The following is a 22808-nucleotide window of genomic DNA, read 5'->3' as shown; positions in this document are numbered from 1 at the left end:
GTTGAAGAACGCGGGGAGCGTACTGATGGTTTTTGTCGCCACTTGGGCGGCAGCCATCATGTATTGGCGTAGTAGTGGCACTACCCCTAGCGGCATGCAGATGCTGGCCTATCTTGGCGTATTGCCGGTGGGCCTGAGTGGCGCGGGCTACATGCTGCGCGGCGCGCTCGTGCGTGGTGCGGGCAAGCTTGTTGAAGCAAGTGCAGACAATGACCAGGCAAAGCCGGCTGCGACGGTGGCGTCCACTGCTGGCGCGGTACCGTCAGTTGCGCTGAGCGCAGCAAGCATCCGTCTGGGTGCAGCGGCAGACGCTGGTGCACTGTTGGCTGTTGCGTCAGCACCGCCGCGGCCGCAGCTGGATAATCGCTTCCGCGATGCCAACAATCTTCCGATACGTGTCAGTGCAGCTGCCGATCTTGACGAATGGATGGTGCTGTCCGAGCGCGAAGGCGATATCGACACCGCAGCACATGAGCGGCGCGCGATGGCATTGTTGCAACCGGTTCTGGAGCAACTGCTGGACGCGGCCTATGCGGTGATGCCGACAGTGGTTGCTGGTGAAGAAGTGGTGGTGGCCGGCCTTCGTCGCCGCGAGGAAGAGCGGGTTGAGAATATTCTCAGTGTTGAGCTGATAGTTTCGCCGCAGTGGTCGGATGGTTTGCGTCACTGGGCGCAGGCGTGGCTGCAGGAACAGGCCGTGCACGCCGGTCTGGATGCGCGCCGGTTTGATGTACGCGTAAGCGTGTTCGAACGTCCCGGTGATGTATGGACGCATCTGCAGCGTGTTGTTGATGCTCTGAACACGGGTCCGGCGCGCTGGCATCTGCTGGTTTCCTGTTATTCGGCCATTGACGCTGCGGTCATCAACGCCTGGATGGCGCGCGGGCTGTTGGCGAGCGCACAACAGGCCGAGGGTTACGTGCCCGGCGAAGGTGCAGCAGGCGTGCTGTTGTCCAGCCTCGCGCTGGCAGGCGAGGGCTCCGGGCGTTTGTGGCGGCCGCAGCTTGAACGGCTGGACGCTGCCTATGGCAGCCGCCCGGCCGAAGTCCGTCGGCAGCTCGCAGCGGCAGCCCAGCAGTGGTTGCAGCCGTTGCTTGCAGATGTTTCGCGGCTGCAGTTTGTGCTGCATGACACCGACCAACGGCCTGCGTCCATCGTTGATACCGCAGCGGTAACCGCTGCCATCAACCCTGATCTGGACTTCAGTTCACAAAGTCTTGCCCTGGCGCTGTGTTCTGGTGAGCTTGGCCCGGTGTTGCCTGTCGCCCAGCTGGCATTGGCGTATGCACAGCTGCAGCGGCAGCCCGAGCCGGTGCTGCTGCTGGGCGTTGCCGACGCGCAACAACGTCTGTTTGGTCTCGTAGAGCCGCTTCCTTCCCCGACCTTGGTGGCTGAAATGCCAGCAGTCAACTAAACCCTGGATTCCTGCATGAGTTTTAGTAATTTCAGCTACTACCTGCGCGACTATCGCCTTTGGATGGTGATCGGTCTTATCGGCGCCGCTGGGCTGGCCAAGTATGGCGAAGCGGAGGCCAGGCAGATTGGCATCTGGGCAGCGATCGTATTGGCGGCGTTGCTGGTTGTTGCATTGATCGTGTGGATCATCAAACGGATCATGGCGCGGCGGGCAGCACGGCGCGTCGAGGCGATGGTGCAGGGTGAAGCGGACAAGGCCGTGGCCAATGCGCAGCCCTCGCAGCGCGCTGACACCGAGGCCCTGCGCAAGCGCATGCTGGATGCGGTCAAGCAGATCAAGTCCTCGCGGATGGGCATGCTCAAGGGCAATGCCGCGCTCTACGAGCTGCCGTGGTACGTGATCATCGGCAATCCTGCGGCGGGCAAAAGTACGGCGATTCTCAACTCGGGATTGCAGTTTCCGTTCGAGGACAATCGCAGCAATGTCATCCAGGGCATTGGCGGTACCCGCAACTGCGATTGGTATTTCACTACCAATGGCATCGTGCTGGATACGGCAGGTCGCTATTCGGTAAGCACCGAAGACCGCATGGAATGGCTCACTTTCCTTGGCTTGCTGAAGAAAAACCGTCCGCGCGCGCCCATCAACGGGGTGATCATTGCGGTCAGTATTGCCGAGCTGTCTGGCAGCAAGCCCGAATTTGCGATGGAGTTGGCCAAGAACCTGCGCCAGCGGGTGCAGGAAATCACCGAGCAGCTGGAGGTATTCGCGCCGGTGTATGTGCTGTTCACCAAGGCCGATCTCATCGCCGGGTTCAGTGAATTCTTCGGCAACCTTGACCCGGGTGAGCGCGAGAACGTCTGGGGTGCCACCTTGCCAGCGGACGTGCAGCAGCAGAGCGATGCGCTGAACGCCTTCGATACGCACTTTGATGAGCTGGCCGAAGGCATCAAGGAAATGAGCCTGACGCATATGGCAATGCAGCGCGGGCGTGAGGTTTCGCCCGGGTTGCTGTCGCTGCCATTGGAGTTTGTGGGCATCAAGCCGGCCTTGCGTACCTTCATCGCAACGCTGTTTGAAGACAACCCTTACCAGTTCAAGCCGGTGTTCCGTGGCTTCTATTTCAGCAGCGCGCTGCAGGAAGGGCGCTCGGTGCATCACGCATCTGAACGCGTCGGCCGCCAGTTCGGCCTGCAACGCGGTTCCAACGTGGACGAGGCGCCGAGCGGGCAGACCGCGTTCTTCCTCAAGGATTTGTTCCGCAAGGTGATCTTTGCCGACCGCGGGCTGGTGCGGCAGTACGCAAGCCCGCACCAGAATCGCCTGCGCTATGGCGTGTTCCTGGGTGCGGTGGGTGTGCTGGCGCTGGGCCTGGGCCTGTGGACCTGGTCTTATACGACCAATGCGCAGCTGGTGGCCAACGCTACCAAGGATCTCGACCAGGCCGTACGCATCCAGAAGGACCGCATGGACCTGAAATCGCGCGTTGATGCACTGCTGTTGTTGCAGGACCGGATGGAGCAGCTGGACCGCTACAAGAAGGACGGTGGTATCACCACCAGCCTGGGTCTGTACCAGGGCGATGCCATCCGCGAGAAGCTGCTGCGCGAGTACAACCATGGCATGCAGCAGGTGATGTTGGCGCCGACTGTCTCCAATCTTGAAAATTATCTGGGTCAGGTGGTTACCGAACGCGACAAGCTCGGTCAGGCCAATGCCACCGCGGCGGAAAGCGAAACGCTGTATCAGAACGCGTCACCCACCAGCACCAACGATGCGTACAACGCACTCAAGACCTATCTGATGCTGGGCAATCCTAAGTATGTGGAAGGCGCACATCTGTCGCAGCAGCTGACGCTGTTCTGGCGCAGCTGGCTGGAGGCCAACCGTGGCCAGATGAGCCGCGAGGAAATGGTGCGGGCTGCCGAAAAATTGATGACCTTCTACGTGGCACAGGCGGGCAAGCCCGGCTGGCCGCAGGTGCAGAACAAGGTCACCCTGGTCACCGATTCGCGCCAGGCGCTGTCGCAGGTGATGAAGGGCCAGCCGGCGATGGAACGGGTGTTCGCGCAGATCAAGGCACGGGCAGGCGCACGCTTCGGCACGGTAACCGTCGATGGGCTGGTGGGCGAGGAGCGCAATGCGCGCCTGATCAACGGCAGCTACGCCATCTCCGGTGCGTTCAGCCGCAAGGCGTGGGAAGACTATGTGCAGGACGCCATCAAGGAAGCAGCCAACACCCAGCTAAGCACCACCGACTGGGTGCTGGGTACCACCGAGCAGAGCGATCTCTCCCTGGCTGGAAGCCCCGAGCATGTCTCGCGCGAGCTTGTCACTTTGTACAAGCAGGAATACGCGCGTGAGTGGGGCAAGTTCGTCCAGGGCCTGAGCATTGCCGAGTTCAATACGTTTGATGAAGCCACCGCGCGCATCAATCGCCTTGGCGACGCCAGCAACTCGCCGCTGCGCACCTTGCTGGAGAAGATCAACGAAGAGACCATCTGGGACAACCCGCCCGCGCAGGCGCGTTCCAGCAAATCCGGCAAGGGCTTCGTGGCCTGGTTCCAGCGCACCATCCTGCGCAAGGATCCGGCCGCTGCGGCTGCGGCAGCGCCGGTCGGGCCGATTGGCAAGGCGTTTGAGGGCATTGCACGCTTGACCATGCCGCGCGGCGACCAACCGGCGGTGATTGCGGCTTACTTCGAGACGCTGGGCAAGCTGCGGGCGCGCTTGAACGCCATCAAGTCGCAGGGCGACGTCGGCGTCGGCGCGCGCAAGCTGATGCAGGACACCTTCAGCAACGAAGGCTCCGAGCTGAGCGTCGCCTTGGCGCTGGTGGACGAGCAGGTGCTCAATGGCCTGGATGAAAAACAGCGCGAAGCACTGCGGCCCTTGTTGCTGCGGCCGCTGACGCAGACGTTCACCGTCCTGGTGCCGCCTACCGAGGACGAGGTCAACAAGAGCTGGAAGGCGCAGGTCTATGATCCGTTCAAGGCGCGCATTGGCCTGCAATACCCGTTCAACCTGAACTCGGACGTGGATGCCGCCGCCAGCGACATCGGCGCTATTTTTGGCGCCAGCGGCAGCATCGCCAACTTCAACAAGGATGCGATGGGGGCCCTGGTCATCCAGCGCGGGCCCTTGTTGGAAGCGCGTCGTTGGGCCGGGATCGGCATCAATCTGTCGGCGGAGCTGGTTGCCAACTATGGCAACTGGGTAAGCGGTGCCGCGGCCGGTGCGGCCCAGGACACGACGATCTTCGAACTGCTGCCATCGCCGGCTACCGGCGCGGTGGAATACACCATCGAAATCGATGGTCAGCAGCTGCGCTACCGCAACACCCCGCCACAGTGGACCACCATGCAGTACCCGAATGCCGGGCAGATCCCCGGGGTGAAAATCTCGGCGGTGACCGGCGACGGGCGTACGGTGGAGGTGTTCAATGCGCCGGGTTCCAATGGCTTCAAGCGCCTGATGTCCGAAGGCCAGTACGAGCGTCTTGACGATTCCAGCCGCATCACCTGGGAAGGCGACGGCGTCGCGGTGACGGTGGAAATGCGGGTTGTACGCCGCGCCGGTGCCGGCTCGGATGGCAGTGATTGGCAGCGCGGTCTGCAGTTGCCGGAGAAGGTGGCAGGCGGCGCGCCTGTTGCTGCGGCAACCGCCGCGCCGGCCGCAGCACCTGCAGCCACGCCTGCAGCGGCGCAGCAGGCAGCGGGAGGTGGCCGATGAGCCGCGTCGTCAGTGCCGGGGTTTCCTATTTCGGGAAAGTACCCTCGCGCGGCGACTTCGTGCGCGCAGCCGATAACCATCAATTGCTGGGCTGGCTGGACCGTTGGGCCGGTGAGTCGCTGGAACTGCTCAGCCAGAGCCCGGACTGGAAGCAGCGTTACGACGAGGCGCCGGAGATCAACTATGCGTTTCTCGGCTCGCGCAGCAAGATGCTGGTCTGCGGCCATTTCCTGGCCAGCCGCGATGCATCGGAACGGCGTTTCCCGCTGTTGTCCGCATTGCGTCTGGAAGCCCCCGAGCCGCTGCCTTTCATTGGCCGCAGCCCGTTGGCGCTGTCCAACGCCTGGTCCGGGCTGGCAAGGCTGGCGAGGCAGGCCAACGAGGACGCCGATGCCACCCAGGCATTGAGTCAACTTGCCGAAGCGCGCTTCAGCATCAGCACCGACCCGGCTGACTACAACGCCAGTTTCCACGACTTCCTGGAAAGCACCACCATCGCCAGTTTCGAGCAGCGCCTGCGCGAGGCCGGCCATGGCGATGTGGCATTGCGGCAGGTATTGCCCGCATTGGGCCTGCTGCTGCAGCCGGTATTGAGCGGCGGCGAAGTGAACATCGACAAGGCGCTGGTATTGCCCTTGGTGCGCGATCCGGCGTACCGGCCGTTGGTGGCTGCGTTCTGGCTGGATCTGGTTTCCAGTTTCGTCAGCCGCGGCGACTTCGAGCTGGCGGTGCTGATCCGCAATGATGCCAAGCCCAATATGGTGATCGGTTTCAACGGCGCCGACCGCATGGTGCTGCGCGCGGCGTTGGATCCTTCGGAGGCGGGCGACTACCTGATCCACCTGCAGCATTCGGAGTGGGTGGATGACTACCTGCATGGCGATTACAACTTGAACCGCTTCGGCAGCTTCCTTGAGCGTGACGACCTTGCATTGGTCACCGCGCGCCGGCTGTTTGGTGAGACTTTTCTGGGAACCTGATGATGCACTTGTCCAAAGTTACTTATCTCGCCGCGCTGCTGTTGGTGGTTGCGCCGGCCTTCGCGCAGACCGCCGCCCCTGCGCCGGCGGCAAACGTGCCCGCGGCTGAGCGGCCGGTGGTGATCGAAGGTGTGGTTCCGGATCAGGCCACCAAGGCCAAACTGCTGGGCAACCTGCGCGCGGTCTACGGTGCCGAGCGTGTCGTTGACCGCATCCAGGTGGAAAGCATTGCCACGCCGCCGAATTGGGGCGACTACGTGGCCGGGATGATCAACACGGGCTTGAAGCGCGTGTCGCCCGGCAAGCTGGAGGTCAACGGGCAGTCGGTACGGGTGACCGGCGAAGTCGCCAATGAGGCCTTGCGCCAGCAGGTGGCCAGCGACCTGAGCCTGGCCAGCAATACCAGCTACACCGTCAGCAATGCGTTGAAAGTTGGCTCACAGCAGGGCGTGCTCGACCAGACGCTGGCCAACCGCATCATCGAGTTCCAGAGCGGCAGTGCCAAACTGACGCCATTCGGCATGAGCATCCTCGATGAGATGGTTGCCAAGATGGCGCAGATGCCGGACAGCCGCTTCCTGATCATCGGCCATACCGACAATGTGGGGCAGCGCGAGTCCAATCTTTCGCTGAGCCATGCGCGTGCCGCAGCGGTGAAGAGCTACATGATGGCCAAGGGCATCCCCAACACGCATATGGATGTGCTGGGTAAGGGGCCGGATGAACCGGTGGCAGACAACACCAGCAACGACGGTCGCGCGCGCAACCGCCGTATCGAGTTCAAGATCCAGTAACCGCGTCGGGCTGTCGACGCGTGAAAAACGACGGGCTCAAAGCCCGTCGTTGTCCTGTTTCACATCCAGCATTTCTTCCATCTGCTCCAGCGTGGTGTGGTCCTTGATCACGCGCTTGAGCCAGACATGCAGCGGCATTTCGCCCCAGCTGGCGGCCTTCTCGGCCAGATAGGCAACCGGGCTGTGCGGCTCGGTGCGCCGGAAGAATTCTGCAACCTGGCGCAGTTGTGCCAGTGCTTCCTTGCGGCTGCCCGGAGCGCCGGCGGGGCCGCGCGGTACGGCGTTGCTGAGTGCTGGTTCGGCTGCACCGGCGGCGGGCGCTGGGAACGTATCGCTCTGCTCATCCGCGACATCGCCTACTTCGCCATCCAGCAGCATGCCCGCCTCGCGCGCGAAGCGACGGACGGTGCGCTGCAGGTGATCGAGCTGCTCGCGCACCGAGCTGAAACTGGGGCCATCCATGCCGAGGCGGCTGTCTACCGCAGCCTGCAGTTCGTCCAGCGCCAGGCTGCAGTCGGGCAGGGCGGTCACCAGCTGGCGGTAAGCATCATGCGAGGTGCTGCGGCGTGCGGCCTCCAGCAGCTCCAGGCTGGGGCGGCCGTCGGCATGGTCACTGCTGCCCGCGTGCGCGTGCTCGAAGTCGGCCAGACTGAAACGACCTTGCGGGGCGGAAGTGAGCGGTATTGCACGCAGCCACTGCGAGGTATTGGTCAGCAGCCAGCTCAGATTGCCGATCCGTTCCTCGTAGTCGCCATCGGGCGCCAAAGGATGCACATCGTCCCAATAGCGCTCGCATAGGCCTGCGGTCACCCGGAAGCCGGCAGCCAGCCCGGGAAAGCCTTCCTGCTGCGTCGCCGCCTCGCACAACCAGCCGGCCAGGCGCAGGTCCTTGGTGCGGGTCTGCAGCAGCTGGTTGCAGTCGCGCAGCACGCTGCCCCAATCGGCATATTTGATGTCGGTTTGCCACGCGCCCTGATCCAGGGTCGGGTCGTCGGCACGACGGTTTTCGATGATCCGATCAAACTCGGACGAGAACGACAGGTCTTCACCTGTCGGCGCGTGTCCGGCAATCGGGGCCAGCAGGGCATCCTGATCCAGCATGGCAAATCTCATTGTGGGTTACGGGCCGATTCTAACGCGGGTATGGCTGGAAGAATGTGGAGGCCGGTTACAGGCTGGAAATTCGATATGCCAGTACGCGAGGCCCAGCCCGGTTCAGCTGGGGCGTGGGGTGCATGGAGCCATGCGATTGCTGGCCGCGACGGCAACGTTCCATTCGCAGGATTAGGACGTTTCTTGTGTCTCTGCGATATGGGCGGCATCGTTTGGAGCGGAGCCCGCGTCCGTTGCGGGCGGTGGCTGCCAGCACAGCAACCAGTTCCGGCGGCATCCCGGCAACTACAGGCGTTCATTGCTGGGATCGTTTAGACGTGCAGGTAAAGGTAGACGCCATGCGCTGCACAACTGCCGTGCGCGCGTGGCAGTGAACCTGGGATCCTGCTCTCCAATGCATGGGTTTTACGGGCGCAAACAATCTGTCTGTTGCTGCCTTTGCGCAAGCGTTGCAGGCCGCATTGGAGAGAACTCCGTCTTCAATGCCAGCGCTGTGTCCTTCCTGTGCAAGTTCCCGATGAATGACAATTCTGCGCATCGGCAAGACCGATGCATCGATCCTGCAGACATTTGTCTGGCCGGGTCGTACACCTGGTTTTGCAGGCACAGCTGCGCCAGCTGTGGTGAATTGTTGCGGCGTTCGTGCAGCCTTCGAACACTGTCTATCGCTTGTGCGTGATGGCCTGCAACAAACCGCAGAACGGTTGTTCTTCGAGACGGCGCTGAGGTTTGCAGTTTTGCCGACTTGTACGTGTGCGGGCAGCCAATTCAGGCATGGCCAGCTGCGATGGCGTAATCATGTTTCTGTGCAGAAGCGCAGGTGCAACGGTCCCGTGCAGATGTGCTTGCAGCATGTTGCTGCAATAAAAGAGTCGCAAACAAGGCGCGTAAGGCCAATGGTTGAAGTTTGCCTTCGGCAGCAGCGTGTTCTGGTGGAGCTGACGGGCAGAGTAGAGAGTGCGCGCAGGGGCGTATTCAAGGACGGCGACCGGTTCGGCCGCCATGCAGTGCAGCGATCGGGAGCAATGGCATGTTGGATGAGCTGGTGGAACGAAACCGCGACGGAATGATTCTGTTCGTACGCGTGGTGATGATGGTGATGTTCCTGTACTCGGGGTTTGGCAAGCTGACCGATTTTCAGGCAACCGTGGGGTATCTGGGCTCCCTGCATGCCCCCGTACCGCAGCTGGCGGCGGCGATATCAGTGGCCATGGAGCTTGGCGTGGGCATCGCCCTGATTCTGGGCCTGTGGGTGCGGCCTTTGGCCTTGTTGCTTGCGGTGTTCGTGTTGTGTGCCAGTTGCATGGGCCATCCGTTCTGGACAATGCAAGGTGCCGACAGAGCAATGAACCTGCTGCAGTTCCTGAAAAACCTGTCCATCATCAGCGGCCTGCTGTTGCTGGTTGTCACCGGCGGTGGCCGCTATGCGCTCACCAGCAGCCGGTCATGAACGTGCTTGCCCGCAAGCCTTTGCGCTAGTGCAGAACGCAGAACGGGCAGGCGCGAGGCCTGCCCGTTGTGTCTGCAATTGCCGCTGTTCCAATCAGCCAATAATGCCGGGGAGATCCAGTTTTTTCTCCTTGGCGCAATCGATGGCGATATCGTAACCGGCATCGGCGTGGCGCATCACCCCGGTGCCCGGATCGTTCCACAGTACGCGTGCGATCCGCTGGTCTGCCGCTTCGCTGCCGTCGCAGACGATGACCACGCCGGAGTGCTGCGAATAGCCCATGCCCACGCCGCCGCCATGGTGCAGGCTCACCCAGGTGGCGCCGCCGGCGACATTGAGCATGGCGTTGAGCAGCGGCCAATCGGAGACCGCATCAGAGCCGTCCTTCATGGACTCGGTCTCGCGGTTTGGCGAGGCCACACTGCCGCTGTCCAGATGGTCGCGGCCGATCACCACCGGTGCACTCAGCTCGCCATTGCGAACCATTTCGTTGAAGGCCAGGCCCAGCTTGTGGCGCAGGCCCAGGCCGACCCAGCAGATGCGCGCCGGCAGGCCCTGGAAGGCGATGCGTTCGCGCGCCATGTCCAACCAGCGGTGCAGGTTGGGATCATCGGCGATGATTTCCTTGACCTTGGCGTCGGTCTTGTAGATGTCTTCCGGGTCGCCGCTCAGCGCTACCCAGCGGAACGGGCCGATGCCACGGCAGAACAGCGGGCGGACATAGGCGGGCACGAAGCCGGGGAAATCAAAGGCGTTTTTCAGGCCCTCGTCGAAGGCCATCTGGCGGATGTTGTTGCCGTAGTCCACGGTCGGAATGCCGGCAGCGTGGAAGGCAAGCATGGCCTCCACGTGCACGCGCATGGCCGCCTTGGCGGCATCGCGGACCTTTTCCGGGCTGGCCTGTTGCTCGGCCAGCCACTGCTCCACGCTCCAGCCGATCGGCAGATAGCCATGCACTGGATCGTGGGCGCTGGTCTGATCGGTGACGCAGTCCGGCCGCACGCCGCGGCGCACCAGCTCAGGCAAAATCTCGGCGGCGTTGCCGAGCAGGGCAATCGACTTGGCTTCACCGCTGGCGGTGTATTTGGCGATACGTGCAAGCGCGTCGTCGATGTCGCTGGCCTGCTCGTCGACATAGCGTGTGCGCAGGCGGAAGTCGATGCTGCTCTGGCGGCATTCGATGGTCAGGCTGCTGGCGCCGGCCAGTGACGCGGCCAGCGGCTGTGCGCCGCCCATGCCGCCCAGACCAGCAGTGAGGATCCATTTGCCGGTCAGGCTGCCACCGTAGTGCTGGCGGCCCATCTCGACGAAGGTTTCGTAGGTGCCCTGGACGATGCCCTGGCTGCCGATATAGATCCAGCTGCCGGCGGTCATCTGCCCGTACATCATCAAGCCCTTCTTATCGAGATCGTTGAAGTGCTCCCAATTGGCCCAGTGCGGCACCAGGTTGGAGTTGGCGATCAGCACGCGCGGTGCATCCGGATGGGTGGGGAACACGCCGACCGGCTTGCCCGATTGCACCAGCAACGTCTGGTTGTCGTCCAAGCGCTTGAGCGTTTCCAGAATCTTGTCGTAGCTTTCCCAGTCGCGCGCGGCACGGCCGATGCCGCCGTAGACGACCAACGAAGTCGGGTCTTCGGCGACCTCGGCATCAAGGTTGTTCTGCAGCATGCGGAACGGCGCTTCGGTCTGCCAGGATTTGCAGTTGAGCGTATTGCCGCGCGGTGCACGCGGATTGCGGGTGGGGTCGTGACGGGTCATGCATTTCTCCGGGTAGCAAATTCCAGACAGGCGCCAAGCACTTGTTGCAAGGTGTTGCGGACGGGTGCAGCGTGTTCGGGGTCGTATGGCGTGGGCCAGCTGTGCTCGTCCACGTCCGCCGGCGCGGGTTCGTGCATATAGCCCCGGCAGCCCAGTTCCATCTGCAGCGTGTGCACGCCATTGGCGGTGTTGCTGTAGTGGCGGGTGATCCAGCCGCCCTTGAAGCGGCCGTTGCGGACATGGCTCATGCCGCTCATCGCGCACAGGTTCTCGACCACGTCGGTGAGTGCGTTGTCGCAGGATGTATCAGGCGCACCACTGGGGCCGGCGCTGCCGATATTGAACTGCGGCAATTCACCGTCGAACAGGTGCGGGATCAAGGAACGGATCGAATGCGCGTCGTAGACCACCACGGTTTCGTGCTGTGCGCGCAGGCGTTGGATTTCGTTGCTCAGCGCAGCGTGATAGGGATCGAACCAGGTCTGGCGCCGGTACTGGATCTCAGCGTCATCGGGTTCATGGCCGGCACGATAGAGCGGCTGGTTGTCGAAGGTCGTCACCGGGCACAGGCCGGTGGTGTTCTGGCCGGGGTAGAGCGTGGCGCCGGAAGGGTCGCGGTTGACGTCGATCAGCGAGCGCGAGATCGCCGTGCGCACGGTGGTGGCGCCCAGCGCCTTGGCGAAGGCGTAGAGCTCGTGCACCCACCAATCGGCGTCGCGGCGCGCCAACCACGGCGAGACGAAATGGTCGACGTGCGAGGCCGGCAGTTCGGTCCCGGTATGGGGGAAACTGACGATCAAAGGGGCTTGGCCGCGGTGGATCTGCAGCCAGTCATGGGTGTTCGTCATGGGGACTCCTGGGGCAGGGCGGGGTTTTTCCTGTTCTCACAGATTGCAGCGCTGCGAGCTGTCTCCTCTCCCGCATGCGGGAGAGGATGCCCGAAGGGCGGGTGAGGGCGCTCTTCGCGATGAAGCTGAAAAGCTCCCCTCGTCCGTCGCTGCGCGCCACCTTCTCCCGCAGGCGGGAGAAGGGAGAGGTCCGCGACTTGCTGTCGGGTGTGCGGGGTCTGACACATTGCGGTACTGCGAGCTGTCTCCTCTCCCGCAGGCGGGAGAGGATGCCCGAAGGGTAGGTGAGGGCGCTCTTCGCGATGAAGCTGAAAAGCTCCCCTCATCCGTCGCTTCGCGCCACCTTCTCCCGCAGGCGGGAGAAGGGAGAGGTCCGCGACTTGCTGTCGGGTGCGCGTGGTCTGACAGATTGCAGCGCTGCGAGCTGTCTCCTCTCCCGCAGGCGGGAGAAGGGACAGGTCCGCGACTTGCTGTCGGGTGTGCGTGGTCTGACACATTGCAGCGCTGCATATGCTTCCGTCAGGCCTTGGCGCTTGCTTCTACGCCCGGCAGCTGCACGCCCAAACCAGCCGTCAATGCACCAGCACGCACCAATGCAGTCGCAGCAACCATGTCCGGATGGAAGTAACGGTCGTCCTGTAGCGTCGGTACTTGCGCACGTAGCGTGGAGCGCACCTGTTCCAGCGCCGAACTCGAACGCAGCGGTGCATGGAAATCACAGCCCTGGCCCGCAGCAAGCAGTTCGATACCAATCACATTGGCTGCGTTCTCGGCCATTGCGATCAAACGACGTGCGCCATGCGCGGCCATTGATACATGGTCTTCCTGATTGGCCGAGGTCGGGATCGAATCCACGCTCGCCGGATAGGCGCGCTGCTTGTTCTCGGAGACCAGCGCCGCAGCGGTGACCTGCGGAATCATGAAGCCCGAGTTCAAGCCCGGCTTGGGGGTCAGGAAGGCAGGCAGGCCAGACAATGCCGGGTCCACCAGCATCGCCGTGCGGCGTTCGCTGATCGAGCCGATCTCGCAGATCGCCATCGCCAGCATGTCCGCTGCAAATGCCACCGGCTCGGCATGGAAGTTACCGCCGCTCAATGCTTCGCCGGTATCGGTGAACACCAGCGGGTTGTCGGAGACACCATTGGCTTCGATTTCCAGCGTGCTCGCGGCCTGGCGCATGATGTCCAGCGCCGCACCCATCACCTGTGGCTGGCAGCGCAGGCAATAGGGGTCCTGCACGCGTACGTCGTTGTCGCGATGCGATTCGCGGATTGCCGAGCCCTGCATCAGCTCGCGCAGGACGGCGGCGGTGGCGATCTGCCCGCGTTGACCGCGAATGCTGTGGATGCGCGGGTCGAACGGCGTATCCGAGCCCTTGGCAGCCTCCACCGACAGCGCACCGGTTACCAGCGCGGCCTGGAACACCACTTCAATCTCGAACAGGCCGGCCAAGGCATAGGCGGTGGAATACTGGGTGCCGTTGAGCAGGGCCAGGCCTTCCTTCGCGCCCAATACCAGCGGCTGCAACGCGGCCTGCTTGAACGCCGCTTCGGCCGACATACGCGCGCCGCCGACAAAGGCTTCACCTACGCCGATCATCACGCTGGCCAGATGCGACAGCGGTGCCAGGTCGCCGGAAGCGCCAACCGAACCCTGGCACGGCACCACCGGCACAACGTCCTTCTGCAGCATGGCCTCCAGCAGGGCCAGGGTCTGCGGGCGAATGCCCGATGCGCCCTGCGCCAGGCTGGTCAGTTTCAGCGCCATCATCAGCCGCACCACGTTGGCCGGCATCGGCTCACCAACGCCGGCGGCGTGCGACAGCACGATATTGCGCTGCAGGGTCTGCAGGTCCTCGCGCTCGATGCGAACGCTGGCCAGTTTGCCGAAGCCGGTATTGATGCCGTAAACCGGCTCGCCCTTGGCGACAATGGCGTCCACCACCTGGGCGCTGCGCAGAACGGCGGCCTGTGCGGATTCATCCAGGTGCACATCGGCGCCGCGATAGATCTGCCGCCATTGCGCCAACGGTACGTGGCCGGGGAGGAGGGTCAGGGTAGTGCTCATGCGTGCTCCAGCAGTGCGTTGTTCAGAGGGTCTGCCCGCGCCATACGCGGGCATGCAGGGGGTTGAAGCCGATGCGGTAAACCAGATCGGCCGGGGCGTCGATGTCCCAGATGGCAAGGTCGCAGTCCATGCCGGCGGCCAGCTTGCCCAGGCGCTCGGCGCGGCCCAGCGCGCGCGCCGCTTCGCGGGTGAAGCCGGCGATGCACTCGCTTACCGTCATGCGGAACAAGGTGGCGCCCATGTTCATTGCCAGCAGCGGGCTGGTCAGTGGCGAGGTGCCGGGGTTGCTGTCTGTCGCCAGGGCCATCGGCACGCCGGCGTCGCGCAAGGCCTGGATAGGCGGCAATACGGTCTCGCGGGTGAAGTAATAGGCGCCGGGTAGCAGCACGGCGACGGTGCCCGACGCGCGCATGGCGTCGATGCCGGCTTGGTCCAGGTGCTCGATATGATCGGCGGACAGCGCGCCATGCTTTGCTGCCAGTTCCGCACCGTGCTGGTTGGACAGCTGCTCGGCGTGGATCTTGATGGCCAGCCCGTGCTGTTTGGCGGCCTCGAAAACCTGCTGCGCCTGCGCCGGGGAAAAGGCGATGTTCTCGCAGAAGATGTCGACTGCTTCGGCCAGCCCTTCTGCCGCGATCGCCGGCATCATCACCGCGCAGACTTCATTGATGTAGGCCTGCGCTTCGTGGCCCGGCGGTACTGCATGCGCACCGAGGAAAGTGGGCACAACCTCGACCTTGCGCAGCACGCCCAGCTCGCGTGCCACGCGCAGCTGTTTGCGTTCATCGGCCAAGGTCAGGCCGTAGCCGGATTTGATTTCGATGGTTGTGACGCCCTCGGCCAGCATTGCATCAAGCCGCGGCAAGCTTGCGCGGATAAGCGCGGCATCGTCGGCCTGGCGGGTGGCACTGACGGTGGCGACGATGCCGCCGCCGGCCTTGGCGATCTGCGCGTAGCTCACGCCTTGCAGGCGCTGCTCGAATTCGCCCGCGCGATTGCCGGCGTACACCAGGTGCGTATGGCAGTCGATCAGGCCGGGGCTGATCCAGCGGCCATTGCAGTCGATGCGGGTATCGGCTTCAAATGCGGGTGCAGCTGCTGCCGGCCCGGCATGCAGGATGCAGCCGTCGCGGGCGGCGATGACGCCATCCACAATCGTTCCCAGTCCGCCCGAGGCGTCATCCAGGGTCATCAGGTTGGCGTTGTGCCAGAGCGTATCGCAGCGCATTGCCCCTCTCCGTGCTTATTTGTATATACAATAGCGGCGACCATCGGAGAGTGTCCAGTGACAACGATCAAGCCGACCGCATCTGTCCGTTTCCACGCCGCCCAGGCCTTGCTGCCGCAGGGCTGGGCGCAAGATGTGCGCATTGACAGCGTCGCCGGCCGCATCACCGCGGTGGCGGTTGGGGAAGCCTGGGACGGCCAGGCGCAGCGTTTGGACGTGGTCGTGCCGGGGCTGGGTAACCTGCACAGTCACGCCTTCCAGCGCGCGATGGCCGGGCTTACCGAAGTAGGCGGGCGTTCGGGCGACAGCTTCTGGAGTTGGCGTGAGCTGATGTACCGGTTCCTGGACCGTCTGGATCCGGACACGTTCCAGGCCATCGCCGCGCTGGCCTATATGGAAATGCTGGAAAGCGGTTTCACCCGTGTCGGCGAGTTCCATTACCTGCATCACGCCGAAGATGGCCGCCGTTACGTCGATCATGCCGAGATGGCCGTGCGGGTTGCGGCAGCCGCTGACGAAACCGGGTTGGGCCTGACCTTGCTACCGGTGTTTTACGCGCACAGCGATTTCGGCGGCGCCGCAGCCACGCCTGCACAGCGCCGCTTTCTGCACGATATCGACGGCTTTGCCGCGCTGCTGGAGGGTTGCACGCGGGCGCTGGCAGGCACGGCCGATGCCGTGCTGGGCTTGGCCCCGCACAGTCTGCGTGCCTGTACCCCGCAGCAATTGCAGGCGTTGGTGGCGATGGCCCCGGGGCCGATCCATATCCATATCGCCGAGCAGACCCGCGAAGTGGACGCTTGCCTGGTATGGAGCGGGCAGCGTCCGGTGGAATGGCTGTATGCCAATGCCAGCGTCGATCAGCGCTGGTGCCTGGTGCATGCCACCCATCTCACGCACGGCGAAGTGGAGCAGATAGCCGATAGCGGCGCGGTTGTGGGTTTGTGCCCGATCACCGAGGCCAACCTGGGCGATGGGCTGTTCCCGATGCGCGATTTCGTGCGCGCGGGCGGCCGTTTCGGGGTCGGTTCCGATTCCAATGTATTGATCGATGCGGCCGAGGAACTGCGCTTGCTCGAGTACGGCCAGCGCCTGCAACTGCGCGGGCGCAATGTGTTGTCGCCGGGCGAGTTGTCCAGCGGCCGCTGGTTGTTCCAGCAGGCCGCCGAAGGTGGCGCGCAGGCGCTGGGCACGCCGGCGGGATTGGCCGTCGGCGCCTGCGCCGATCTGCTGGAGCTGGACCGTGAGCACCCGGCCTTGCTGGGCCGCACCGGCGATGCCCTGCTTGACAGCTGGCTGTTCGCCGCACGTAATGGCGCCCTGCGCAGCGTCTGGCGTAACGGACGGGCGCTGGTCCGCGACGGCCGTCACGTGAACCGCGATGCGATCACCACGCGTTACCGTGCCGCATTGGCGCGGATACTGGCGTAAGGTTCGCATCGGCGCGCGCCGTCTCTTTCAGGAAACCCGAGTGAAGGGCAAAAAAGCTCCCACCCTCAATCACCGCATCCGCAGTGAGATAGAAAGCCGCATCCTCAGTGGCGAATGGGAGCCTGGCTTCCGTATCCCGTTCGAACACGAGCTGATGGAGCAGTACGGCTGCTCCCGTATGACGGTCAACAAGGTGCTTACCGCGCTGGCTGAGAGCGGCATGATCGAGCGCCGCCGCCGTGCTGGTTCGTTCGTGGCGCGGCAGCCGCCGCATCTGGAACAGGTGGCACTGGAAATCCCGGATATCGAAGTTGCGGTTACCGATCGCGGCCACGAGTACGGGTTTCAGTTGCTGGAGCGCGCGCACCGCAAGGCCCGGGAAACTGTCGTCGAAGAAACGCAGCTGGTAGGCGAGGGCAAACTGCTGGCGATACGCTGCCTGCATCTTGCCGACGGCAGGCCCTTGGCGCTGGAGCGCCGGCTGATCAATCCCGAGGCGGTGCCGGAAACCTTGAAGGTGGATTTCTCCATCCATGCGCCCGGCAGCTGGTTGCTGCAGAACGTGTCATGGACACGCGGCCAGCACCGCATCAGCGCCGTCGCCGCCGACGCCGATGAAGCCTTATTGCTGAAAGTGCCGGTGGGTACCGCCTGCCTGGTGATCGACCGCCAGACCTGGCGCGGTGAACTGCCCATCACCTGGGTGCGGCAGATGTTCCTGGGTGACGCCTACGACCTGATCGCGCGCTTCGCGCCAGGCTCTCGCTGACAGTTAGTTGTTGAAACGGATCTGCTGAGCCGGGTGCTTGGCCACGCCTACGGCGCAGCCAAGCCGAAGCCGGCTTCAAATTGTGCTGCACTGGCGCCAGCGCACCGGCTCGTCAACACCGGGGCGGGGATTGAGCTGCACGCGGGTGGTGCGCAGGGCCGGGTAACGTTCGAGTTGCTTGCAGATCAAGGGCCATACCTGCGCATCCTCGCCACTGCGTTCCACCGACAGGGTGGAGCGGGTCAGCCAGATGCCGCTGACCACGCCAGCGGTGCTGGCCAGTGCTTTGGACACGGATTGCTGGTAACGCAACAAGGTGGCCGGGTCCGGGTCCTGGATCAGATCGGAATGATTGGCCGCTGCCACTGGCGCGGCGTCTTTGCCGGCTTCGGCGGCTGCTTGCGGTTGCGCGCTTGCCGGGGCGTCGGCGGGGCGCTCGACTGGTGCCGCTACGATGGGTTCGACTGCCGGCGCGTCGCTGCGCAGGGTCATGTAGCCCATGCCAACCAGCAGGCCGAAGGTGACCGCCGCCAGCCCGGCAATACCGGTGTGGCGGACCGCCTCACGACGCGCGATGCCGGTGACCGTGTCGCGTACATCGGCCGGCATATATGGCTTGAGCAACTGCCAAAGCTGGCGTGCATCGATGACTTCGATGGAATGTTTCTCGGCCTCGGCCAGGCCATCGCGCTCGACGTGACCCTCGGTGATCAGCAGCCCGCCGACCGCGCCGGTAAGGCTGATTGCCGATGCCAGTTCGTGGATGGCGCCAGCATCGAAGCGATACGCACGCCCGTGCTTGCAGGACACCAGCCAACGCTGGCCATCACGCTGCAACAGGAAATCGCTGCTGGTGCCGCGGTCGTTGTCTTCTTCATCGGTCAGCGGGTGCAGGCCGCGCTGCTCGGCCATGGCCTGATGCACGATCCGCGAAAACTCCCGCCAGCGCATGCCGGCCAGCGCGGCCAGGCCGTGCTGGCGTTCGGTGCTGCGACGGGCGACCAACCACAGGTACACCGAAGCCAGGCCCCACAAGAGCAATGCAAGTACCAGGGCCAGAATCCACGAGAACATCGACATACCTGGGAAGCTTATGGAAGGGCCTCAGTCTATCTTCACTGATGACTGTAAGACCGGATGGGGTCGCCTTTTTTGAGCGCTTCGGGCGAATTAATCCGCTCGTTCATTGCTCGGCCAGTAATGACTGTCCGGCACCGTGCGCGCGCCGAAGATGGCCTGGCCCACGCGGACCACGCTTGCGCCTTCCTCGATGGCGATTTCGAAATCCCCCGACATGCCCATCGACAGTTCGTCCAGGCTGATGTCGGCCGGTGCCTGCTGGCGCAGCTGATCGCGCAGTTCGCGCAGGCGGACAAAGCAGGCCCGTACCTGCTCGGGCTGGGCCGAAAACAGCGCCAGGGTCATCAGGCCGCGCACCCGCAGCGCGCCAGAGCGCGGCAGCGCCTGCAGGAAGCCGGCAACCTCATCGGGGGCCAGGCCGTACTTGCTGGCTTCATTGGAGGTGTTGACCTGCACGAACACATCCAGCGAGCGGCCTTCGGACTGCAGGCGGCGCTCCAGCGTCTGCGCCAGGCGCAGGCTGTCCAGTGCCTGGAATTCGCTGGCGAAGCGCGCCACCAGTTTGGCCTTGTTGGTCTGAAGGTGGCCTATGACCGACCACTGCAGGTCGCCCAGGTCCTGCATGGCCTGCCACTTATGGTGGGCTTCCTGCACCTTGTTCTCGCCCAGCAACCGGCAACCGGCCTGATAGGCCAGACGGATATGTGCCTCGTCGATGGTTTTGCTCACCGGCAGCAGGCGCACGCCGGCGGGGTCGCGGCCGACGCGCCGGCAGGCGGCAGTGATGCGCTCGCGGACCACGGCCAGGTTGTGGCGGAAGTCGTCGACGGTCTCGGCGCGCGGGTATTGGCCGTGCAGGGCGTGACGGGTCTGGGTGCCCGGATCGGCGTCCGGGAGAGGGGTTTGCATGCTTGCCTCCAGCGCTAGCGGCTGCCGCCCGAGCTTGCCGGGGCGGCGATACTGAATATCGGATTATCGCTTGCCGGCAGGTGTGAAACCCGTGGATTCAGTTGCCCGGGCAAATCGCAGGCATGAAAAACCCGCCATCCGGTGCCGTGAGGGGAGGGAGACTTACGGCGCGGTACTGCTGGCGGGTAGGGAGATTCTCACGCAACTAATGCTGCTTTGCAACATTACTGATCTTCAGCTTGCTGCTCGCTGTGTGTGGCACGGCTTTCGGCGCGGGTGAGGCGGCGATTGAGGGCGTCCAGGCGGTCGTTGAGGGCTTCGATATCGGAACGGGAGGGCACATCCAGGCGCCTCAGCACGCTGTGAACCCGGTCTTCAAACGATTTTTCGACCCGGTCCCAGGTGCCGGCGGCGCGGTCGCGGGCCTGGCCCAAGGTGCTTTCCACGGTATCGCGCAGGCTTTCGCCCTTGCTGGATTGCTCGCGCGAGCGGGCTTCCATGGTCTGGCCTTCCTTGACCAGTGTGTCGAACAGCTTGCTGCCTTCGGCCTGTGCACGCGACAGCGCGCCCAGGCCGGCCAGCCAGACCTGCTGGGCCGACTCGGTCATCTTCTTGCCCAGGCGTTCGGCCTGGCCGGGGATGCCTGCGGTGTCGTCCTCGTCGTCGGGGCGTTGCTCATATGTGGTCATGACGATGCTCCTATGCGGGGTTGAAGAGTCCATCTACACCGTAACGGCACACGGGCTTGGGTTGTGTGACGGTCCGGGCTCAGCCGAGTTTGTCAGTCAGCACGCGTTGAATTTCCGACTCCACCATGCCCTTCATGGCCGACAACAGGAAGCCCAGCTCAGCCTTGACGCGTACTGCACCGGGCAGCAGCTCGATGGCGCCATCCACGCCGGAGCGGTTGAAATGCAGTATCGCGCCTTCCCAGCGCGTGACCACGTCAAAGCGCTCCTGCAGTTTTTCGGCGACCTCGGCGATGGCGGTGCGGGCCTTGTCGTCGGACAGGGAATGAGCGTGCTGGATATCAATGGTCGACATGGGGTGTGGCCTGGACTGCTGTAAGTAGGAAAGTCGTGCCATTGTGCGGACCTGCGCGGCGTAGTCCAAGCCTCACGAACAGCTTCTGCATGACGGGACGACCTGATAGTCTGCTGCGGTGCGCACTCTGCAAGTCCATTTCAGCAACCGTCAGCAGCCCGATCAGTCATTGATGCCGGGCGTGCAGCGCATTGTCCGGCATGCGTCCGGGCAGGTCCGGCTGGGCGATGGCAGTGTTGGGCCCTTGCTGCTGGCGCAGTTCTGCACCGACCAGCGCGGGGTTTGGCTACAGGTCGCCAATGGCGGCCGTGGCATCCATGTCAACGGTCGTCCGGTGCGCCGCATGGCGCTGCTGCGCGCCGGCGATGCGGTCTATGCCGACGGTGCGGAAATGCTGCTGCGTGGCGAATGCGAGCAGGTGCCGCATCCGCCGGAAGTTCCCAGCGAGGGCGGCGACGACCTGCGGGTGCTGCTGCGCGGGGTAGGTGGGCGCCACCACGGCCGCAGCTTCACTCTGGACAAGCCGCGCAGCATCGGCAGCGATCCGGCCAGCGATATTCTCATCGACGACCCGGCCTTCGCCCCGCGTCATGCCCGCTTCGAGCGGCATGGCGACAAGGTATTGCTGCGCGACCTGGGCTCGGCCGAGGGTAGCCAGGTCAATGGCGTGAGTACCCGCCACTGCTGGTTGCAGGCCGGTGATCAGGTGGTGTTTGAAGGCAACCACCGGTTCGTGCTGGAGGTGCCGTTGGGTCCGGTGGCCGCACCGGCGGCGTTTCTGCCGGAAGACGACGACGTGCCGGAGCGGGTCAAGCCGTCAACGGCGGTGCCGGTCAAGCCCAAACGCCAGCGACGTTGGCCCTGGTTGCTGCTCAGCGCCTTGCTGCTGGGTGCGGCGATCAGCGCGCTGCTGCTGTTCGGGGCACGCTGAGCAAGCGTTGCGGCGGTACAGGCAGCGCATGCCTGCCGGCGCTGAAACCGCCGCCCACAATGGGTGCAGATGCAACTTTTCCCAGGTGGCCCAAGGCTGTTGCGCTGCGGCATACTAGGGGTTCTGCTCAACAGGTGTGACATGACTCGCGCATTCAATTTCAGTGCCGGCCCTGCGACATTGCCGGAATCGGTCCTGCGTCAGGCGCAGGCGGAGATGTTGGAATGGAATGGCGTAGGCGCGTCCATTGTCGAGATCAGTCATCGCAGTGCCGATTTCATGGCCGTGGCGGCCCAGGCCGAAGCCGATCTGCGGGCACTGATCGGTATTCCGGATGACTATGCGGTGCTGTTCCTCGGTGGCGGTGCCACCACCCAGCAGGCGCTGCTGCCGTTGAATTTCGCCAACCCCGGGCAGCGCGCTGACTATGTGGTCAGTGGCCACTGGGGCAAGACCGCGATCAAGCAGGCCAAGCCCTACGTGGATGTGAACATCGCCGCCACCGGCGAGGCCAGCGGGTTCCGCGATATTCCGCCGCGCACGCAATGGCAGCTGTCGGACGACGCGGCTTATGTGCACATCACCGCCAACGAGACCATCCACGGTGTCGAATTCCGCGACGTGCCGGATGTGGGCGAGGTTCCGTTGATCGCCGATTTCAGTTCGTCGATTGCTTCCGAGCCGATTGATGTGTCGCGTTATGGCGTGATCTATGCCGGTGCGCAGAAGAATCTGGGCCCGGTCGGCATCGCCGTGGTCATCATCCGCCGCGACCTGCTGGCACGTGCCGGGCAGCCGCGCGCGGACATCTTTGATTACCGCTCGCATGTCGAGCGCGATTCGATGTTGAACACGCCGCCGACCTGGAACTGGTATCTGGCCGGCTTGATGTTCAAGTGGATGCTGGCCCAGGGCGGCGTGGAAGCCTTTGCCAAGCTCAGCCTTGCCAAGTCGTCGGCGGTCTATGACGCCATTGACGGTTCCGGGGGCTTCTATCGCAACGAGGTGGCTGCGGCCGTGCGTTCGCGCATGAACATCCCGTTCTTCCTGCCAAGCGAAGAGCTCAACGCACGTTTTGTCAGTGAGTCCAAGGCAGCCGGCTTGCTGGCGCTGAAGGGCCACAAGGCCGTCGGCGGCATCCGTGCCTCGCTGTACAACGCCATGCCGCTGGAAGGTGCGCAGGCGCTGGCAGCATTCATGCGTGATTTCCAGCAGCGCAACGGTTGATCCAATCCCGCCGTGCGCACTGCGCCG

General features: G+C 63.9%; 19 protein-coding genes. 9 read left to right on the top strand and 10 right to left on the bottom strand.

The features are described 5' to 3' along the window. Positions 1-25: 25 nt before the first annotated feature. From ABE493_RS01570 to ABE493_RS01555, 4 genes are read left to right on the top strand one after another with little or no spacing between them, the layout of a single operon-like run. A complete protein-coding gene (locus ABE493_RS01570; RefSeq protein ID WP_346496626.1) occupies positions 26-1414 on the top strand; it encodes a hypothetical protein in 1389 nt (462 codons plus the stop codon). A gap of 15 nt (positions 1415-1429) precedes the next feature. Then, the gene (tssM, locus tag ABE493_RS01565; protein WP_346496624.1) at positions 1430-5149 is read left to right on the top strand and encodes a type VI secretion system membrane subunit TssM; all 3720 of its coding nucleotides are present in this window, start codon (positions 1430-1432) and stop codon (positions 5147-5149) included. Beyond that, entirely contained in the window at positions 5146-6129 is a 984-nt protein-coding gene (gene tagF, locus ABE493_RS01560; protein ID WP_346496622.1) for a type VI secretion system-associated protein TagF, read from the top strand. Before tssM ends, tagF begins: the two co-directional genes overlap by 4 nt. After that, positions 6129-6923, top strand: a complete 795-nt coding sequence (locus ABE493_RS01555; RefSeq protein WP_346496620.1) for an OmpA family protein — start codon at positions 6129-6131, stop codon at positions 6921-6923. The genes tagF and ABE493_RS01555 overlap by 1 nt, the downstream gene beginning before the upstream one ends. Before the next feature lie 36 nt (positions 6924-6959). On the opposite strand, the gene tssA is transcribed toward ABE493_RS01555, so the two are convergent. Together tssA and ABE493_RS01545 are read right to left on the bottom strand one after the other, a co-directional pair. Next, positions 6960-8024 (bottom strand): type VI secretion system protein TssA, encoded by a 1065-nt coding sequence (tssA, locus tag ABE493_RS01550; protein WP_346496618.1) that lies wholly within the window; start codon positions 8022-8024, stop codon positions 6960-6962. 674 nt (positions 8025-8698) lie between these two features. Then, on the bottom strand, positions 8699-9040 hold the full coding sequence (locus tag ABE493_RS01545) for a hypothetical protein (RefSeq protein ID WP_346496617.1): 342 nt from the start codon (positions 9038-9040) through the stop codon (positions 8699-8701). Positions 9041-9066: 26 nt separating this feature from the next. Between ABE493_RS01545 and ABE493_RS01540 the strand changes: the two genes are divergently transcribed. Beyond that, positions 9067-9486, top strand: coding sequence for a DoxX family protein (locus ABE493_RS01540; RefSeq protein WP_346496615.1), 420 nt, complete (start codon positions 9067-9069; stop codon positions 9484-9486). A gap of 93 nt (positions 9487-9579) precedes the next feature. On the opposite strand, the gene hutU is transcribed toward ABE493_RS01540, so the two are convergent. From hutU to hutI, 4 genes are all read right to left on the bottom strand, one after another. After that, positions 9580-11247, bottom strand: a complete 1668-nt coding sequence (gene hutU / locus ABE493_RS01535; RefSeq protein ID WP_346496613.1) for a urocanate hydratase — start codon at positions 11245-11247, stop codon at positions 9580-9582. Then, a complete protein-coding gene (gene hutG / locus ABE493_RS01530; RefSeq protein ID WP_346496611.1) occupies positions 11244-12095 on the bottom strand; it encodes an N-formylglutamate deformylase in 852 nt (283 codons plus the stop codon). The genes hutU and hutG overlap by 4 nt, the downstream gene beginning before the upstream one ends. A 519-nt stretch (positions 12096-12614) precedes the next feature. Further along, entirely contained in the window at positions 12615-14162 is a 1548-nt protein-coding gene (gene hutH / locus ABE493_RS01525) for a histidine ammonia-lyase (protein ID WP_346496609.1), read from the bottom strand. A 22-nt stretch (positions 14163-14184) separates the two neighbouring features. Further along, positions 14185-15390, bottom strand: a complete 1206-nt coding sequence (hutI, locus tag ABE493_RS01520) for an imidazolonepropionase (RefSeq protein WP_346496607.1) — start codon at positions 15388-15390, stop codon at positions 14185-14187. A gap of 66 nt (positions 15391-15456) precedes the next feature. Between hutI and ABE493_RS01515 the strand changes: the two genes are divergently transcribed. Both ABE493_RS01515 and hutC read left to right on the top strand, forming a co-directional pair. Continuing rightward, complete coding sequence (locus tag ABE493_RS01515; RefSeq protein WP_346496757.1) at positions 15457-16821, top strand: formimidoylglutamate deiminase; 1365 nt, start codon at positions 15457-15459, stop codon at positions 16819-16821. 40 nt (positions 16822-16861) lie between these two features. Next, entirely contained in the window at positions 16862-17590 is a 729-nt protein-coding gene (hutC, locus tag ABE493_RS01510) for a histidine utilization repressor (protein WP_346496605.1), read from the top strand. A gap of 75 nt (positions 17591-17665) precedes the next feature. On the opposite strand, the gene ABE493_RS01505 is transcribed toward hutC, so the two are convergent. From ABE493_RS01505 to ABE493_RS01490, 4 genes are all read right to left on the bottom strand, one after another. Then, complete coding sequence (locus ABE493_RS01505; RefSeq protein WP_346496603.1) at positions 17666-18664, bottom strand: restriction endonuclease; 999 nt, start codon at positions 18662-18664, stop codon at positions 17666-17668. A gap of 96 nt (positions 18665-18760) precedes the next feature. Further along, positions 18761-19579, bottom strand: a complete 819-nt coding sequence (locus tag ABE493_RS01500) for a YggS family pyridoxal phosphate-dependent enzyme (protein WP_346496601.1) — start codon at positions 19577-19579, stop codon at positions 18761-18763. Between the two features lie 224 nt (positions 19580-19803). Beyond that, positions 19804-20268, bottom strand: a complete 465-nt coding sequence (locus ABE493_RS01495; RefSeq protein ID WP_346496599.1) for a phasin family protein — start codon at positions 20266-20268, stop codon at positions 19804-19806. Between the two features lie 79 nt (positions 20269-20347). Then, entirely contained in the window at positions 20348-20623 is a 276-nt protein-coding gene (locus ABE493_RS01490) for a polyhydroxyalkanoic acid system family protein (RefSeq protein ID WP_346496597.1), read from the bottom strand. A gap of 118 nt (positions 20624-20741) precedes the next feature. Here ABE493_RS01490 and ABE493_RS01485 point away from each other — a divergent pair, with 118 nt between their 5' ends. Continuing rightward, the gene (locus ABE493_RS01485; protein WP_346496595.1) at positions 20742-21554 is read left to right on the top strand and encodes an FHA domain-containing protein; all 813 of its coding nucleotides are present in this window, start codon (positions 20742-20744) and stop codon (positions 21552-21554) included. A gap of 141 nt (positions 21555-21695) precedes the next feature. Next, positions 21696-22781 (top strand): 3-phosphoserine/phosphohydroxythreonine transaminase, encoded by a 1086-nt coding sequence (gene serC / locus ABE493_RS01480; protein WP_346496593.1) that lies wholly within the window; start codon positions 21696-21698, stop codon positions 22779-22781. Positions 22782-22808 lie beyond the last annotated feature (27 nt).

Origin of the sequence: Stenotrophomonas terrae, assembly GCF_039674165.1 — a bacterium.
Lineage (GTDB): Bacteria > Pseudomonadota > Gammaproteobacteria > Xanthomonadales > Xanthomonadaceae > Stenotrophomonas > Stenotrophomonas terrae_A.
Note: the sequence above shows the minus strand (reverse complement) of the source record. Positions and strands in the feature narration are given on the sequence as shown.